Origin of the sequence: Emticicia sp. 21SJ11W-3 (assembly GCF_024138715.1) — a bacterium.
In the GTDB taxonomy this organism is placed as follows: domain Bacteria; phylum Bacteroidota; class Bacteroidia; order Cytophagales; family Spirosomataceae; genus Emticicia; species Emticicia fluvialis.
Window position 1 is genome coordinate 1,459,018 of sequence record NZ_CP092074.1, and the last position, 17,869, is coordinate 1,476,886.

At 41.9% G+C, this 17,869-nt stretch carries 14 protein-coding genes; 9 read left to right on the forward strand and 5 right to left on the reverse strand.

Annotation, left to right across the window (positions count from 1 at the left end):
- The first annotated feature begins 288 nt into the window (after window positions 1-288).
- Window positions 289-1,632 (forward strand): FAD-binding protein, encoded by a 1,344-nt coding sequence (locus MB380_RS06195; protein WP_253533925.1) that lies wholly within the window; start codon window positions 289-291, stop codon window positions 1,630-1,632.
- A 30-nt stretch (window positions 1,633-1,662) separates the two neighbouring features.
- Here the strand turns inward: MB380_RS06195 and MB380_RS06200 are convergent, their stop codons facing one another.
- From MB380_RS06200 to MB380_RS06210, 3 genes are all read right to left on the reverse strand, one after another.
- A complete protein-coding gene (locus MB380_RS06200) occupies window positions 1,663-4,959 on the reverse strand; it encodes an exodeoxyribonuclease V subunit beta (protein ID WP_253533926.1) in 3,297 nt (1,098 codons plus the stop codon).
- A 26-nt stretch (window positions 4,960-4,985) separates the two neighbouring features.
- A complete protein-coding gene (locus MB380_RS06205) occupies window positions 4,986-5,765 on the reverse strand; it encodes a transglutaminase family protein (protein ID WP_253533927.1) in 780 nt (259 codons plus the stop codon).
- 86 nt (window positions 5,766-5,851) lie between these two features.
- Window positions 5,852-6,682, reverse strand: a complete 831-nt coding sequence (locus tag MB380_RS06210; RefSeq protein WP_253533928.1) for an alpha/beta hydrolase — start codon at window positions 6,680-6,682, stop codon at window positions 5,852-5,854.
- 176 nt (window positions 6,683-6,858) lie between these two features.
- Here MB380_RS06210 and MB380_RS06215 point away from each other — a divergent pair, with 176 nt between their 5' ends.
- The 5 genes from MB380_RS06215 to MB380_RS06235 all read left to right on the forward strand — a co-directional run bounded on the left by MB380_RS06215 (window position 6,859) and on the right by MB380_RS06235 (window position 13,310).
- The gene (locus tag MB380_RS06215; RefSeq protein ID WP_253533929.1) at window positions 6,859-8,118 is read left to right on the forward strand and encodes a serine hydrolase; all 1,260 of its coding nucleotides are present in this window, start codon (window positions 6,859-6,861) and stop codon (window positions 8,116-8,118) included.
- 331 nt (window positions 8,119-8,449) lie between these two features.
- Window positions 8,450-10,189: a DEAD/DEAH box helicase gene (locus MB380_RS06220; protein ID WP_253533930.1), complete on the forward strand. Its 1,740-nt coding sequence runs from the start codon at window positions 8,450-8,452 to the stop codon at window positions 10,187-10,189.
- A gap of 129 nt (window positions 10,190-10,318) precedes the next feature.
- Window positions 10,319-10,609: a hypothetical protein gene (locus MB380_RS06225; RefSeq protein ID WP_101725368.1), complete on the forward strand. Its 291-nt coding sequence runs from the start codon at window positions 10,319-10,321 to the stop codon at window positions 10,607-10,609.
- 268 nt (window positions 10,610-10,877) lie between these two features.
- Window positions 10,878-11,582 (forward strand): hypothetical protein, encoded by a 705-nt coding sequence (locus MB380_RS06230; RefSeq protein ID WP_253533931.1) that lies wholly within the window; start codon window positions 10,878-10,880, stop codon window positions 11,580-11,582.
- A gap of 129 nt (window positions 11,583-11,711) precedes the next feature.
- On the forward strand, window positions 11,712-13,310 hold the full coding sequence (locus tag MB380_RS06235) for a hypothetical protein (protein WP_253533932.1): 1,599 nt from the start codon (window positions 11,712-11,714) through the stop codon (window positions 13,308-13,310).
- A 26-nt stretch (window positions 13,311-13,336) separates the two neighbouring features.
- Here the strand turns inward: MB380_RS06235 and MB380_RS06240 are convergent, their stop codons facing one another.
- Window positions 13,337-14,200, reverse strand: a complete 864-nt coding sequence (locus MB380_RS06240) for a DMT family transporter (RefSeq protein WP_253533933.1) — start codon at window positions 14,198-14,200, stop codon at window positions 13,337-13,339.
- Window positions 14,197-14,994, reverse strand: a complete 798-nt coding sequence (locus tag MB380_RS06245) for a TatD family hydrolase (protein ID WP_253533934.1) — start codon at window positions 14,992-14,994, stop codon at window positions 14,197-14,199. Before MB380_RS06245 ends, MB380_RS06240 begins: the two co-directional genes overlap by 4 nt.
- A gap of 76 nt (window positions 14,995-15,070) precedes the next feature.
- Here MB380_RS06245 and MB380_RS06250 point away from each other — a divergent pair, with 76 nt between their 5' ends.
- Genes MB380_RS06250 through MB380_RS06260 form a run of 3 tightly spaced genes read left to right on the forward strand, consistent with a single transcriptional unit; the run spans window position 15,071 to window position 17,867 of the window.
- Window positions 15,071-15,832, forward strand: coding sequence for a glycosyltransferase family 2 protein (locus tag MB380_RS06250; RefSeq protein WP_253533935.1), 762 nt, complete (start codon window positions 15,071-15,073; stop codon window positions 15,830-15,832).
- A gap of 7 nt (window positions 15,833-15,839) precedes the next feature.
- The gene (locus tag MB380_RS06255) at window positions 15,840-16,352 is read left to right on the forward strand and encodes a metallophosphoesterase (protein WP_253533936.1); all 513 of its coding nucleotides are present in this window, start codon (window positions 15,840-15,842) and stop codon (window positions 16,350-16,352) included.
- A gap of 15 nt (window positions 16,353-16,367) precedes the next feature.
- Window positions 16,368-17,867: a hypothetical protein gene (locus tag MB380_RS06260; protein ID WP_253533937.1), complete on the forward strand. Its 1,500-nt coding sequence runs from the start codon at window positions 16,368-16,370 to the stop codon at window positions 17,865-17,867.
- Window positions 17,868-17,869: the final 2 nt, after the last annotated feature.

Here is a 17,869-nt window from a genome sequence, read left to right on the forward strand (position 1 = left end):
GTGAGGACTAAACAAATGTACTGATTATTTGATATTTACATAGAAATATACAAGGTTCTTTACTGAAATTTAATAAAAAGAATGCCTGCCGTTTATAGTTGTGAGTTGCGGTGTCCATGAACTGGTGGTCTGGCTTATTGGCGGGTATAGAAATTGATACTTATAATCATTATGGCAGGGGGCTTACTATATTAATTATCAGCGGTTTTTGTTTGTATTTGCCCAGCAATTAGGTAACTTTCACCTAAAGACGGTAAAGCTTATTCAGCCGGTACAATACCCTTTTTTATGAACAAAAGAACCTTTCTGAAAACCTCTTCGGCTCTGGTAGCAGGTAGTGTTATTACACAATTAAGTGCCTGCCGGGACGCCGACGCCAGAACTAACTGGGCAGGTAATTTAACTTACAGCACCGATAACCTGCACAACCCCGCTACTATAAAAGAAGTGCAGAAAGTTGTAAATACCCAACAGTACCTGAGAGTTTTGGGGTCGAGGCATTCTTTTAATGCGATTGCTGATAGTGACGAAAATCAGGTGTCTTCAGCAGGGCTGAACAAAATACTGGCTTTAGATAAGGCAGATGCAACCGTAACCGTTGAGGGCGGAATAAAATACGGCGACTTGTGTAAATACCTTGATGACAACGGATTTGCTTTATTTAATCTGGCCTCGTTGCCACATATTTCAGTAGCAGGTGCCTGTGCAACGGCAACACATGGATCTGGTTTGAATAACGGTAACCTGGCTACGTCTGTTACAGGCATAGAATTTATTGACGGACGTGGAAATGTAGTTAATCTTTCAAAAGAAACAGATGAGGCTTTTAACGGCGCCATTGTAAATTTAGGGGCATTGGGGGTAGTAACCAAACTTACATTGCAATTGCAGCCTTCTTTCAGCATGAAACAATTGGTTTACAAAAACCTGCCTATGGCCGTGCTGGGAAAGGATTTTGAGACCATTATGGCGAGCGGATACAGCGTTAGCCTGTTTACCGACTGGCGCAACAAAAACATTAATCAGGTTTGGATTAAAAGCCGCTGCGAAGCACATGAGGATGTAAAAATTGAACCCGAATTTTATGGTGCCAGGGCATCTGTAAAAAATATACACCCTCTGGAAGACCTTTCTGCTGAAAATTGTACTGAACAAATGGGGGTAAAGGGCCCCTGGTATGAGCGCATGCCTCATTTCAGAATGGGTTTTACACCCAGCAGCGGAAAAGAACTGCAGGCCGAATACTTTGTACCTCTACAGTATGGTTATGAGGCCATGATGGCGATTGAAAAACTGCATGAGCAATTAACCCCGCACTTGTTTATTTCTGAGATTCGTACCATGGCTGCTGACAATTTGTGGCTAAGCCCGGGTTATAACCAGGCTTGTGCTATTTTCCATTTTACCTGGAAACAGGAAATAGAGGCCGTTATGGGTCTTTTACCCTTAATAGAGCAACAACTGGCACCTTTTAACGCAAGGCCGCACTGGGGCAAATTGTTTACTTTATCTCCTGAAGTCTTACAATCGCGCATTGCCAGGCTGGCAGACTTTAAAAAACTGATGGCACATTATGACCCGGATGAGAAATTCAGAAATGAGTTTATAAACCAGAACCTGTTTGGGGCCTGATTTACCCAATTTGCCGGCAGGTATCTGCCATTACAATGGTACAGGTAATACCTCTGCCGACTCGAGATATACTAACAGCAGGCTTGGGTTAAGATAACCCATTTGCTGATATAACCTGCCCAGATAGCTGATATCTTTGCTGTCTTTCTCTATTCTGGCGGGCTCATGGCTGCCGTAGGTTTTATAGCTGATAACAAATACTTTAGTATCAATAAAAACCACACGGTCGGCGCGTTTAATATCACCATTGGGTAATAAAATTTCTCTTTCGTTTTCAACTGTTAATCCCTCTTCAAAAAGAGGCGCCAACAGCGGTAAATTCATTATTTTATGAAGTGAACTCTCAATCGAATTGTATTCATTCAGGCTGATAACCCCTTCAAACCCTAACTCTCTTAGCGCATTGGGTATATCATTTTTGCTTTTTACTTTGGCAAGTGCAGACCGCACCTTATTGTGTCTGTCTTTGGTTTTGTCAAGTGTTTCGGTATCAAAAATCTTTTCTGATAACCGTCTTAACCGGAGCCGGTCGCTACGGTCTTCGCTGATTATTTTTTTCAGTACTAATGTGTTATTGTCGGCAGGCTTTTTATCATGCTTTTTTATAAAAGTACCTTTGTTGATTTCATAGAAGTTCAAATCGGCATCAAATACACCTTTTACCTGCAAAAAATCTTTTACGAGTTCTCCGACACCCTGTATTTTTCCCTGAAAGTTTTTCTGAGAGATAACGTATAACTGATGTGCCGCTCGGGTAAAAGCTACATACAGCATATTCAGGTTTTCAAGAAAAGTGGCCTGCATCTCCTGATTATATTGTTCTGTCAGTTCAGTCATTTTCAGTTTTTCGCTGAATTTAACAGGTGCCGACATCAGTTTTACGTTTTGCGTCTCTGATTTATGCCATAGTTCTTCGTATTCAAGGGTTTCTAAGTCGGCCCATATCTCTGCCTGGTTTTGCGGGCGCATGGACCATTGCGCATAGGGGATAATTACAACCGGGTATTCCAGCCCTTTGGAACGGTGAATGGTTGTGATGGTAATGGCATTTTCTTCGGCCGGTGATTTAACAGAGAGCGCCGAACTATCTTTTTTGTCCTGCCAGTAAACCAGAAAATCCTGCAAGTGATTGCTTTCTTTCAGGCTGTAGTTTAGTACCACATCTAAAAACCTGAACAGGTAGTTTTTCTGATGCGAACGGTTGAATAAATCAAAAGCATCAATAATCTTTTCAGTAAGCTCATAGATTCCGGCTTTTATCATATTAGCAGGGTCGAGCTTATAACCGTAACGGCTGAAGATTTCATAAAAGGCCGTAGAGTCGCTGGTTTCAGCCAGGTTCTTTATTTCAGAAGTGGCTTCGCTGTCCGGCATCTGGTTCAGAATAGTCTGGTAAAACAAATACGCCGCTTCAGATTTTGCCAATCGATTATTGGGCTGATTGATTACCCTCATAAAAGCAATCAGTAAACGCACATAGGGTGAATTTTTAAGCAGAAGCGAGTCACGCGAGATAATCGGGTACCCGGCTTGTGTCAGAAAGTCAGCCACAGCAGATGACTCACGGTTACGGCGGCATAAAATGGCTATATCACCCGCGCGATACCCTTGCTGTTGTACCTGCTCAACCAGCCCAAGCACCCGGTTAAGCATAACTGCTCCTTCTTTGTCGTAATCAAGAAATTCAATTTGTATATGCCCGCCATTTGGCGAGCTTGTGGGTTTCTCTTGTCTGAAATCTTCATACACACTGGGCAAAAACTGAAACTCGGCTGAGTATCTTTCAAGCGAGGCTTCAAAAAACCGGTTATTGAAATCAATTACTTCCTGTGCGCTTCTGAAATTGGTATTAAGCGCCTTAGGCGTAAGGAAATTACCAATAGACATAAATTGTTCAGCCTGATGTTTCTGTATCAGCGAATTCTGCACCAATGCATTTATATTGCCTTTAAACAAATGCACAATCAGTTCCATCTTACCACCGCGCCAGCGATAAATAGCCTGCTTGGCATCGCCCACCACCAGATTAAAATGATTACCTGCCAATGAGTTTTCAATAAGTGGCAGCAGGTTATAGAATTGCATATCTGAGGTATCCTGAAACTCATCAATCAGCAGGTGCAGGTATTTTTCACCAATGCGCTCATAAATAAAAGGAACAGGCTCTGACAGAATGATGCTAAGAATCTTCCGGTTAAACTCGGCTATAAAAACCTGATTTTTCTCAGTTAAAACCTCGTCAAACTCATCTTTCATTTTTTTCAGAAGCGACAGCTTTCTGAGATTGGGGCGAAGCACGCTGTAAAGCGTGTATTTTTTCAGATGATTATCTTTGAAATCCTGCATTTCGAAGAAGATGCTTCTTAAATCTTCTTTGATGCCGTCAATAGCCGCCTGCGTGGGTTTGGGGGTGCCTTTGGCGCTATACCATTTGTCGTCTCTTACAGCTGCCCAATGATAACTATTGGGTGACCCTTCTTTTTTGGTATAATATTCATTGGCAAAGTCGTCGCGCATATTATAAAAATATCCGCCTATCCCTTTACCTTTCTGTGTAAAATCGTCAACAGAAAGTCCCTGTGCTTCTATCAGTTGGATAGCCTTGATTGCCAATTCTCTGATGGTGTCCTCAAACCATTTCAGATAATTATGAATATTAGTTGAAATTTCGTTGAAATCGGCGCTTTCAAGTCCGTCCAGTTTTACCAGTAAAGGGTAATACTGGTCATTAATGAGGTGATTGCCGAATTTGGCCAGCTCGTCTGTTACAAAGTTCCAGCTTTGCCCGTCACCAACTTTATCTTTTATGAAGTTTTCCAGAATCGCACTAATCTCCCTGTGTTCTTCATTTCCTGCTTTTTCAATCAGGCGTTCAGCTGCTTCGGTCATTACCCGGTCGGTATCCAGTACAATTTCGTAGTTGTAGGGCAGGCCTAATTCTTCTGTAAAGGCATTTACCAGTTGGTTGACGAAACTATCGATGGTTTTGACAGCAAAATCAGAATATTCCTGAATAATATTCCTGAAAACAGTATTGGCTCTTTTTTGTATTACGTCTTCAGGCAAGCCGGTCTCTTCTACAATCATTCTGAACATCGGCCAGTATCTGGCACCCTCAGCCAATCGTTCTTCATTGCCTATTTCTTTCAGTGCATCCAGAATACGGTCTTTCATTTCTGTTGCAGCATCGTTCGTAAAAGTAATGGCTAATATCTGCTTAAAATAGAAAGGGCGTTCGGTGCCCAGCACCAGTTTAAGATATTCTTTGGTGAGCGTAAAGGTTTTTCCGGAACCTGCCGATGAACTGTAAATATTAAATTGAGACATTTAATGGGTGTTTAAAAATCAAATTCTCAGGCAGGCTCAACCGATACCTGCATCTGGGTTAGTTCCATGCTGCCAAACTGTGTGGCCATGGCCACGTCGGCGGCATCACGGCCATAGGCTAACACCACTCTTTTGCCTCTTGGTTGGGTTTGTGTGGCATCAAATGTGTACCACCTGCCCCCCAGGTAGGCCTCAAACCAGGCATGCAGATCCATAGGTTTAAGCTCGTACAAATAGCCTACCACCAGGCGTGCCGGGATATTCAGGCTGCGGCAAAGCGCAATGCCCAGATGAGAGAAGTCTCTGCAAACCCCTATGCGGGTTTCGGCAGTATTTTGGGCTGAGGTAGAGGCATTGCTATGGCCATATTCATACCTGATGTTTTCGTTTATCCATTGTCTGATAGCCTCTGCCTGCTGGTATCCGGTTACCTGATTTTGCACAATTGATGCGGCCATTTGCCCCATTTTGTCTGACTCGCAATAGCGGCTTGGTAAAAGGTAAATCAGTGTTTCATCCGGCAATAACTGCACCGGAACATAATTAGCATTAAAATCTACGTCAATAAAATCGGCTACTTCTACAATGGCCGACGTGCGAATGGTAAAATTAGAATCTGGTGTAAATATTCTCTGGCAAAGGTTGCCATAAAGGTCTGTATATTCAATTACAGGTACAGAGGGCTGCAACAGATATTCTTCCTTGATTATCCATTGACCTGAGCCACTGCGTGGCCTAAGCATCAGAATAAGCGGGGTGTTCTGCTCTGTTTCATAATCAAGCTGGCAACTAATAGAAAGTTTCATTTATTGAATAAATAGATTAACCTGTTTTGTTTGATATACGTTTAATTGTTGAAAAATTATGCCAACTATTAATAGGGTATATTGACTTATGAACGCGCTTTTATCCAGTTGAAGAGGTCGTTCAGTATGTCATATTTTTCAAATTCATTATGCAGTTCATGGTACAGTTTATCATAGCTTTTAAAGGTAACATCGCCCGAGAGTTTCGATGCCAGTTCTTTGGTTGCGCTGTAGCTGGTCAGCCTGTCTTCAGTGCCATGTATCAACAGCAGGGGGGCAGGGGTAGCTCTGGCGTTGCCCAACAGCCATTCGCCCCATTCTATTAATCCAAGACCTACCACACCCGAAACCTGATTATGCACCAGTGGGTCGGCTTTATACGCTGCCATAACACCGGGGTCATGCGATAGGTAGTTTAAATCAAGTGAATTGGATTGAGTGAATGAAGGTGCTACCATGCGGGCCAAACGCCCGATTGCCAGCAGGAGTTTGGGCGGAGCAAAACCCGGCCTAACCGCAGGCGAAGTAGCAATAACACCCGCAATAGATGGATGATATCTGAACAGATAGTTGAGCACGAGGGTTCCGCCCATACTATGGCCATAAAGAAATACAGGTCTTTGAGGTACTGTTTGTGTGGCCAGCGTCAGTAAACGCTCAATTTGCTGCATGTATGCTTCCATTGATTCTGCATGGCCTCTTTTGCCGGTGGTTTGGCCGTGCCCGTATGTATCAACGGCTATTACACCGTAATTATGCGCCGTAAAGAATTCAGCCACGTGTTCGTAACGGCCGCTGTGTTCTCCCAAACCATGTACAAGAGCTATTATGCCGTCGGCCTGCTGCTCGGGTAACCACTGCTGAAAGAAAACTTTGCGCCGTTTTGGGTCGGTTTCAAAAAAAGACTTGTGAATCATATCGGTTTACATATATAACTCAAATGTAAGGCAATTTCGCTGAATAATTTCAGGCCTGCTGTAATATAATGCCTGTGTAAAATGAACCTTACCCATGCACAATAATCAGCAGGAAATTTTATATTTGTTTTTCTAAGCGTATGAACAAACATTATCTATTTAAACCCTCTATCAACATGAAATATTTCTGCTCTTTAGCATTGCTGGCGCTGTTTAATCAATTGGTTTTTTCGCAGACATTAACCCCGGGCATACCAGAAAGCCAGGGCATGAGTACTGTCAGATTACAGCGTATGGACAAAGTGATTAACGAGTATGTAGATAAGTCTTATATGGCCGGTGTTGTGGTACTGGTTGCGCGTAACGGTAAAACCGTTTATCATAAAGCGTACGGATATGACGACATCAGCACCAAAAAAGCAATGGACAAAAATGCAATTTTCCGTATTGCCTCTCAAACCAAGGCAATTACCAGCGTAGCGGTAATGATGTTGTTTGAAGAAGGTAAGTTCTTGCTCGATGACCCCATCTCTAAATATATACCGTCGTTCAAAAATCCGGTTGTACTTGATAAGTTCAATGAAAAAGACAGTAGCTATACCACAACACCTGCCAGGAGAGAAATTACTATACGTGATTTATTGACACATACCTCCGGCATCGGGTATCCGATGATAGGCTCAAAAGAAGCTGTGGCAATTTATGCCAAAAATAATATCCCAAGCGGTGTTGATACCCCGTTTAATACCCTGAAAGACGCTATCAACAGGTTGGCAAAGCTTCCTTTGGCACATAACCCGGGCGAAAAATTTACGTACGGCCTTAATACAGATGTGCTGGGGTATCTGGTAGAAGTGGTTTCTGGGGTAAGTTTTGATGAGTTTCTGCGTATGCGGATATTCAAACCGCTGGGCATGAACGACACCTATTTTTATTTGCCTGAGTCAAAATTTAACAGGCTTGCCACATTAAATACCGAAAACAAAGAGAAAAAAGTAATAAAAGCGCCTGCCAATGTAGGCGAGTATTCAAAAGCTAAGGGTACATATCATTCCGGAGGCGGTGGGCTGGTATCTACCGTTACTGACTTCGCAGTTTTTCTGCAGATGGTACTTAATGGGGGTAAGTATAACGGCGTACAGCTATTGAGCCCGGTTACTATCAGAATGATGACCCAGAACCAGATAGGTGATATTAATCTGGGTTACAAAAAGTTTGGTCTGGGCTTTGCCATAACTACCGAAAAAGAGGCTGCCAGGGTTCCACCATCGGTGGGTACTTATGATTGGGGCGGGTATTATGGCACTACTTATTGGGTAGACCCCAAAGAAGGGGTTATCGGGTTAATCATGACACAGAAGGTACCCAACAGCTATGCCGATTTAGGAGATAAATTCAAAGTGCTGGTTTATCAGGCCATAACAAAACTCAATTAATTAGATTAATAATATTAGATATTGGAATAGTGATTTTCAGGCGGAGTGAAAGTCACTATTCTAGAAAAAATACAATTATTTTGGCTCAATGCTTGCAAAATAGGATGGTTAGTATTAGTTTTGCAAAAGTTTTATAAAAGGCACATCCGATTGGGCCTCTGCGTAAATATAATTTCGACACAAAGAGTTTCTCTTTCTTTCAAATTCCTTTCAGAGCAGGCAACGGATGGTTCTCATCGTTCGCTTTATTATTTTTCGGCATTCGGGGCAATTCACGGTTTTGCGTGAGAACGGCAGTGTAGGTTCCGACTAAAAAAACATTTTATCCTTAATGGAATCAGTAAAATTTTCCGAGCTTCCGCTTTCGGAGTATGTTCTTCGTGCGATTGAAGAATTAGGTTTTGAGTACGCTACCCCTATCCAGTCAGCAGCTATTCCGGTTGTAATGCGTGGTGGCGACGTAATTGGCCAGGCGCAAACAGGTACAGGTAAAACTGCAGCCTTTGGTATACCGGCCATAGAAGCAGTTGACGAAACAGACAGAAGCACACAGGTTTTAATTATGTGCCCTACGCGTGAGTTGGCACTGCAGGTAAAAGAGCAGATTCAAAAACTGGCCAAGTACAAAAAAGGCTTGAACGTAGCTGCGATTTATGGTGGTGAGTCATACGAGCGCCAATTCCTTGCCTTGAAAAAAGGTTCTCAGATTGTGGTAGGTACGCCCGGCCGTATTATGGACCACATTGAACGCAAAACACTTGTGTTGAGCGATATTAAGCTGGCTATTCTTGATGAAGCCGATGAAATGCTTAATATGGGTTTCCGTGAAGATATTGAAAAAATCTTGTCTTTTTCTCCGACTGAAAGACAAACCCTGTTGTTTTCGGCTACTATGTCGCCCGAAATCCTTTCAATAACCAAGCGTTTTCAGAAAGATCCTGAAATTATTAAAACATTGAAGAAAGAGGTTTCAAACGCCAACATTGAGCAGTTTTTCTTTGCTGTACGTAAAGAAGCTAAAATGGAGGTAATGACCCGCCTGATAGATGTGCATGATTTGAAACTGATGCTTGTGTTTGCCAACACGAAATCTAAAGTTGATGAAATCGTGAGCGATTTGCAGGTACGTGGCTACGCCGCTGAGGGTTTGCATGGAGACATGCGCCAGCAGGTGCGTTCTCAGGTTATGAGCAAATTCCGCGCGGGTGTAACAACGATACTGGTAGCTACTGACGTAGCTGCTCGTGGTATTGACGTTTCTGGTGTAGATGCAGTCTTTAACTTTGATGTACCCCAAGACCTTGAGTATTACGTGCACCGCATTGGCCGTACTGGTCGTGCCGGTAAAACCGGAAAAGCATTTATGCTTATTTCAGGCCGTGATAAATACCGTCTGCGTGACATCGAAAACTATACTAAAGTAAAAATTGAACAAGGAAAAATACCGACATTCAATGAATTGGTAAAGACGCGTCATCGTAAGTTCATTGAGCAGGTAAGAGAAACGCTTCTTGCCGGAGTAGACAATTTCTATGAAGATATAGTAGGCGAATTGAGCGAAGAAGGCTATTCTGATGCACAAATTATGGCCGCTTTGATTAACATGCAGGTTGGAGCCGTAAAAAGCGAATTCTCTGATGCACAACTTTCTGACAGCTACCGTGAACCAAGGACTCAGGACGCGAGATTTGAAAGAAAAGACGCAAGAGGCAGCTTTGGCAGCAGAGATGCCGGACGCCGCGAATTTGGCGGAAGAGACCAGCAACGTGGAACCGAACGCCGTTTTGAACCCCGTGACAGACGTCAGGACCCGGGTAGCCGTGGTTCAGGCAGAACAGACATGGTTCGCTTGTTTATCAGCGTAGGCCGTAAAGATAACGTAGCCCCTAACCATATTGTAGGTGCCATTACGTCAGAAGCCCGCATTGCAGGCCGTGCCATTGGTCAAATTGATATTTATGACAAATTCAGTTTTGTTGAGGTTCCTCAGCAAGACGTAAAAAAAGTATTAGACGGTATGCAAGGCAAAACCATCAATGCCCGCGAGGTAAGTATGGAAATTGCGAAGTAATAATTCGTCAGTAATACAATATAAAGCACAAAATCATCGGTTTTGTGCTTTTTTTTATTAATAAGCTCGCATTTGTACAAAAAGTATTTTATATTTGGTTAGTCTCTTACCCTTTAAATACTAACCCGTATGAAAACTTGCAGTTTAATTGCCAACATTTGTATGCTGGTGATTCTCATTCCTGCAGCATTTGGCGCCATCATGTCGCCCTATGTATTCAATGCAGGAACAAGCCAATCGGCATGGTTGATTTTCGGAACGCTCGTTGCTTTACCCATTTTAATTGTTTCCACACAGGTGGTTTCCTGGATAGCATTTGTTAAAAGAAACTACGACTTTGCTTTTAAAGTAAGCCTGGTGCCAATGGTGGATATTCTGATTATGGTTTTTTTGTTTACGGTTAGTTATGAATTGAAGTAGAATTGTAAAAAAATTGAAAGCCCGGAAAATGTTTCGTTTCCGGGCTTTTTTTGTTGCATTAGAAATATTTTGCCTTGTCTTTTGCCCCATAAAAGCCAGGAAACAATTTTTTAATATTAAATCATATAAACTAAACAGGTACTTCTTGCATTTTTCTGATTTATGGGTTCAATGAAAAAACAGACTGTTTTTCGCTTGTAGTTTTTAAGTATATTTATACTGATTGGCTTACAGAGATTTAATTGCATTGAACTATAAGTGAGTAATCATGAAGACTTTTCTTCTAAATACCTTCCTGTTTTTTTGTGGCTTGCTTCCTTGTTGTTGTCAGGGAGCACAAAAAGATACTTCAATTGTTCAGACTTTCAGGCAAGCGGTTGTAGGTTTAAATGTATCAACCCTTGGCGCAGGTACGAACCTATCAGTAATGATTCCCTCAAAAGTTGTTTTACTGGCCGAGCTCGGATTCAGTTATTTCAGGTTTACAAGAGAGCTGGATCTGAAATTGCCGGAAGGGTCTTCAGTATTTTTTCAGCCGGATATACATCGAAACGTTTTAACCGGTATGCTTAGCTGGTACCCGTTTAAGAAAGAAAAATTCTTTTTTAGAGCAGGCCTGGGCTATTGTGTAAGGCAAAAGTATTTTGTCAGGGTTACTTCGCCAACCGGGCTTCTTTTGGGTGGTGTCGAAATCGCCTCAGAAGATTTCGGGCAGGTAGATTTAGATATTAAATGGAGTAATTTAATGCCTTATGCAGGTATTGGTTTTGGCAAACCAGTACCAAAGAAGAAACTAGGCGTAAATTTTAATATAGGTTGTTTTTATATGGGCAGCCCTAAAATAAAAGCCGGGTTTCAGGGTTTTCTTGAGTCTACCACCCTGGATAGCCAGATTGCCCTTATCGAGAAAAATGTTAGAAATTATAGTTATTTTCCGATGCTTTCAGTTAGTCTCCGATACAGACTTAACTGATTCAATGCGTATGAAGGCATTCTCAATAGCAAATAATGGATAATAGGCCCTCATGCTTAGTGATTAAAAGTTCTACCAAAGTAAAAAATCATTTATAGCCGTTTTATGGAGCTTAAAATGTCATATAGATTGCTGATTGCAATATTTCTTGAATGTTTTGTTCTGGGTGCCTGCGACAATCCGCTTGATGGCTTTCAGTTGCTATTCAAAGAGCCGATTGAGAAGTCTAAACTTGAAATAAGGTTTTCAAGCGCTACCGGAAAACTCCCTGAAGACATCAGGCTTACAATAGCCGGTAAAGATGCCGACAAGATAGTTACCAACCTGAATACAAAAAACTTCAGAATAAATAAGGAAGGCCTTATTTTTCTGGCCGTCAGTCCTGATGTTACTCCGTCAGCGCAATCGCCGGTTTCATTTACTGTGGTAGCTGAGGCAGAGGGCTATACAAAAATCATTAAAGAGTTTACTTTTACTGATGCCGGTAATCAGTTCTTTAACCCTCGTTTTTTTAGTATGGTAAGTCCGCCTGCCGGGGTATCTGCTAATCAGTTTAAGTTAGTGGCCGGTAAAAACGGAGCAACCACCCAATTGGCAATATTAAAGTCTGAGAACGTAACTAAACAGGAAAATGTAGTTGTAACCGTAAAAGAGGGTACAGCTTTTCTGAACAAGCAGAAGCAAGCCGTAGCCGGAGATATCGATTTGGTGGTTTATCATTTTGATAACCGTTCCGGTTCTTCCTATCTGCCAGAAGATGGTCTGGCCCGAAACCCGGTAGACAAAAACAATACTAGCTTAACAGATGCTTTCAGCTTTTCTACAATGGCAGGTTTTGCGGTTATAGAGGCAAGTTCAGGCACACAAGAAGTAGCCAGCTCGTTTTCAAAACCCATTGCCGTTACATTTGAACTGAACCCGGCTACCATAAATCCTGACACAAAAGCCGCAATAAAAGCAGGAGATATTATACCATTAATAAGCTATAACCCTGACACAGGTGTCTGGAAAGTAGAGGGAAGTTCAGTAATTAACAGGAATACAGGCACGGGTAAGTTAGAATGTACTGCAGAAATAGGTTATGCTGCCTATTGGATAAACGGTTGGCCGCGCTGGCTTTGTAAACAGGGGCCTACGGTTACCATCAAAAGTAATTTTAAAGACGTAGACCTGTATTATTACTGCGAGTTGGTAAATGCCAAAACAGGTATTGCCTTTGCAGGATATTATATCAGCTTAAACAATACTGCCGCGTTTCAATTCAATTATTTGCCAAAAGAAACCGAAGAAGCCAGGCTTAGATTATTTAATCACAATCATATTTACGGAGGAGACGTCAAGAAACCAATTGCCGAATCGGGCAGTTTAAATATTTGCGAAAACAAAAGCTTTGTTCTGGATGTGAGTTCTTTACCCGTTCCGCAGGCTATAGAGCTTGTGTTTGACATCACCTGCCCAAAGGGCATGAAACTCGATGAAAACGCTATTCCGTCTCAAATGAAAACCCAGTTTAGCGAACCGGGCAAAAATCAATGGGTTAATATGCCCACGATTACAAAAGATGTAAGAGTTGCCAAAACTTATATGCTGAGAATTGGCCAGCGTTATGATTTGCGTGCCAGTACCGATGGCGGTGTAAACTGGCCATACAAACAGAATAATTACCTTATTGACAAAAGAAGGTGGTCATTTGAGATATTAGGCGAGGAATTAGGCTATTGTAAATAGCACAAGTTTAGGGCATTTCAATAACCTTATTTAGTTTTTTCTCTCTGCCCAATGTATAAACCGGCTATTACAAGGGCTGTACCCAAAAAGGTATGATAGGTGATGGGCTCGTTCAGAAGAAAGTAAGAATAAATAAAGCCGAAAATAGGGCAGAGAAACAAAAACATAGATGCTTTTACGGCGTCTGCTTTAAGTAGATAAAGCCATAGTTGCACTGCCAATACAGAAACCGGCAAGGTGAGCCAAAGAACCGACAAAGTAAAGTTGAGGTCGAAATGGTTTGGCTCTTTATGCATTAAAAAAGTAAGTGGCAGCATGACAATACCCCCTATAAATACCTGCCAGCCATTAATGGCCGTCCGAGAAAGTTTCCAGTCTATGTTTGAATAATAAATAGTGCCAACAGAGTAAGAGAGCATACTCAGAAACAGATAAAACAAGCCTAGAGGAGAAGCGTAGCTTTTCTGAAACAGGGGATAAGCAGCCACAGCAACACCTGCCAGCCCCATAAGTACGGCCGTCCATTCAGCCCATTTTACCTGCCGGCCAATCCAGAACGCAGAAAGAATACTGATAAACAACGGATTGGTTGCCGTGGACAAACTGCCCAAACCCGCAGCTACTTCTTTAATGCCTAGCACAAAAAAACTCAGATAAAGTGTTACATTCAGCAAGCCGAAAATGGTTAACTCACGCCATTCTTTACCCTTGGGTAGCCTGTCTTTTTGCACCACAAAAGAGTAAGCCAGCATTAAAATGCCGGCGGCAAGAAACCGAACCTGAAAAAGCACCAGTGGCTCAGCCGAACGGAGACCAAGCTTGGCAGCGGCAGAGGCAGAAGCCCACAAAGCGGCAAAAAGTAATCCTGTAAAAACAAGTTTCAGGTTCAAGGCTCTGGTTTAATTCTTTCTATTAAATTCATTGCATTGGCAGTAGTCTGATGAACCACTTCGTTATACGATAATTGCTTCAGTTCGGCAATCCGTTGGGCCACCAACGCCAGGTAGGCCACTTCGTTTCTTTTGCCTCTGTGCGGCACAGGGGCCAGATAGGGCGAGTCTGTTTCCAGTACCAGATGCTCCAGTCCTATGTGTGGCAACACTTTGTCTATCCCCCCGTTTTTAAAGGTGGCAACGCCGCCTATGCCTAACAAAAAGTTTAGGCTAACTACTCTGCGGGCTTCTTCCAGATTCCCAGAGAAACAATGAAAAATTCCTCTCAAATCGCTCCACCCAAATTGCTCAATCAGTTCAATGCAACGCACAATGGCGTTCAGATCTCCGTTTTTCGAATTACGCGAATGGATACAAATAGGTAAACTATATTTCTGAGCCAGGCGCAGCTGGGCAATAAATGCTTCTTCTTGTTGGGGTACAAACGACAAGTCCCAGTAGAAATCAATGCCTATTTCGCCTATCATGGCAAACTTTCTTCTGGCCAGCCATTGTTCGGTAATGTTCAGTTCTTGCTCGTAGTCTTCTTTTATATAGCAGGGGTGAACGCCCATCATGGGTACACATAACCCGGGATACTGTTGCTCCAAGGCCAGCATGCCGTCTATTGTCTCATGGTTGCAGTTAGGCATCCAGATTTGTTTAATGCCTGTTGCCAGGGCTCTTTCAAGCATTTGGGTACGATCTGGCTCAAACTGCTCATCGTAAATATGTGCGTGGGTTTCAATCATCAATCCTAAATTTTTTGCAAAATTACAATGTTAAAACTGCAAACAATATTACTTTTGAAATTAAAAGCTTATCCGCATGAATCTTTCGGTAGTTATACTTACCTACAATAGTACCCGCACAATCAGAAAGGTTCTGGAGGCCGTAGCCGGATGGGCAAACGAAATAGTAATTGTAGACAGCGGCAGTACAGACGGAACGCTTGAAATTGCAAAAGAATTTGGATGTAACGTTTTTTACAAAGCATTTAACGGTTTTGGTAATCAGAAACGCTTTGCTGTTGAGCAGGCCATTAATGACTGGGTATTTGTGGTAGATTCGGATGAAGTGGTGACGCAGGAACTAAAAAACGAGATTGACGCCAGCCTTGAATCCAATAACGGGTATCAGGGTTTTAAGGTGCCTCGCATACTTATCTTCCTGGGCAAGGAATTAAAATATGGCCGCGAGTCTAAATTACCTACCCTCCGGATATTTAATAAGCGCTACGGGAATTATAATACAAATGATGTGCATGAAGATGTGGTGCTGGATGGCAAAACATTAACATTGAAAAACAGTATGTTACACTACAGTTTCTCTGATGTAGCCGAGTTTTTTCAGAAAATGAACGACTATTCGTCCAGAAGTGCTTTTGAACTCTACAAAAAAGGTAAGCGGGCCTCAACATTAAAAGTAGTTACAAAATTTCCGGTAAGTTTTTTTGTTGAGTATTTTATCAGACTTAATTTCCTTAATGGTTATGCAGGGTTGGTTTGGTCACTTACACAGGCTGTTTATGCAAGTCTGAAATACATTAAGCTGAAAGAACTGCAAAGCCGGCCCTCATTTTCAAATTAACGTTTCCATGACTACTGTCGGACTTATTTCGGATACCCACGGGTATCTGGACAACCGGGTTTTTGAGCATTTCAAAAACTGTGACGAAATATGGCATGCCGGCGATGTGGGTTCTGTAACAATTATTGAACAATTGCAGTCGTTTAAACCAACCCGCTTTGTATTTGGCAATATTGACTCAAAAGAGATACAATGGCAATTGCCCGAACACCAGTTTTTTGAGTTAGAGGGTTACCGTATCTGGATGACCCACATAGGCGGAGCACCACCTAATTATAACCCGGCCATTAAGAAAAAACTGAAAGAGCAGATACCCGATATTTTTGTTTGTGGGCACTCGCATATACTCAGGGTTTTACGTGACGAAAAAAAGAACAACATGCTGTATATGAATCCGGGAGCAGCCGGAAATGAGGGCTTTCATAAAGTAAAAACTTTATTGAAATTTTCTCTCGATAACAGAAAAATGTCTAACTTAGAGGTTGTAGAATTGGGCAGACGAGGGCTGGTAATCCGTTGACTTTTAAGATGCTTTATGAAAAACACTGATAGACTTTACCTGTTGGCTCTATTATTTTTATGGCTGTTTTCAATAGATGCAAGCGCTCAGCTGATGCAGGGAAAAAGAATTGAGCTGGACCTGGCCAGTAGCACTGAAGAAGAACACCAGTTGTATTCGTTAGGCGAACAGGGCGTTTTGCTGTTTCATTCAAAAGAAGATTTATACAAGCGCAAAAAGACCATCGATTTTGTGAGATTTGACAGTAGCCTGGTTGAATTATGGAAAACTCCGTTTGCTGTTGAAGATGAATTTAACTTAATAAGAACTTTTCAGAACGAGCGTTTTTTGTTTAGTCTCTTTAAAAAACATGAAAAGACGGATATAGGTGTTTTAAGGCTTGACCTTGAAACCGGCGACAAAACCTATATTGAGGGCAACCTGCTTACTAATATGGATATAGACCATTTTGTGGTATTGCAGAGTAAAGGATTTATAGGTGGCAAATTTAACGACCGCCCGGTGGTGGTAATGTTTAATTTCTTCGATAAAACCTCAAAAGTTTTACCAGAAATCCACGCCAATCATTTGTCAATCAGCGAGATGGACGTGAATTATGAGGATGGCTTGCTACTGGTGATGCTGAAAAACGATAGAAATTGCCAGTACATTGTAAAAACTTACTCTTATGAGGGTAAACATTTACGGACTTTAAATCTGGGCGACAAACAGAAAACGCCCATTTCTGGCAAGATTCTGACCATGGCCAACGGCTCCCCTATACTTTTGGGTAATTACGCCGAGGGATGTTCTCCGCTTTCAATTGGGTTTTATCTGCAGAGGCTCGATCATGACTCTAAAATTCAATACATAGATTTTTCTGACCTGGATAATTTTTTCAGCTTTTTGAAACCAAGAAAAGAAGAAAAGATAAAAGCAAAAATAAGACAAAAAAAGCAGCAGGGTAAAGAAGTGAAGCTCCGCAACCGTTTACTTTTGCACAACATAATACCCACACCCGACGGATGGTTAATGGTAGCCGAAGTATTCTATCCTGAATATAAGTCACCATCTAATGGCAGTATAAGTACATGGCGTAATTATAGGATTGGGGGCGAGGTGTACAATAATTTCAGATATACGCACGCCATTATTTGCGGGTTTGACCACCACGGCAAATTAGTCTGGGATAACAGCGTTTCGCTGAAAGAAGTGCAATCGGGTGAGCTGAACCCTATGGTACAGATAACCCATCAGAACGATTTTTTTATACTGGCATATCCTGAAGAAGACCAGATAAAGACCGTGATAGTACGTAAAAATGAAAAAGTAAAAGACCTTGACAGCTTTGATTTAAAAGCAGGCACTGAAACAGAAAAAATTACAGATACTGACCGGACCAGCCTGGTAGCGTGGTATGGACACAGTTTTCTGGTTTATGGATACCAGACCGTCAGAAAAGATAACAGCCTGATTAACCGGGAGGTATTTACTATAAATAAACTTACTTATTCATTGAAAGACCGTAAGCAGTAATA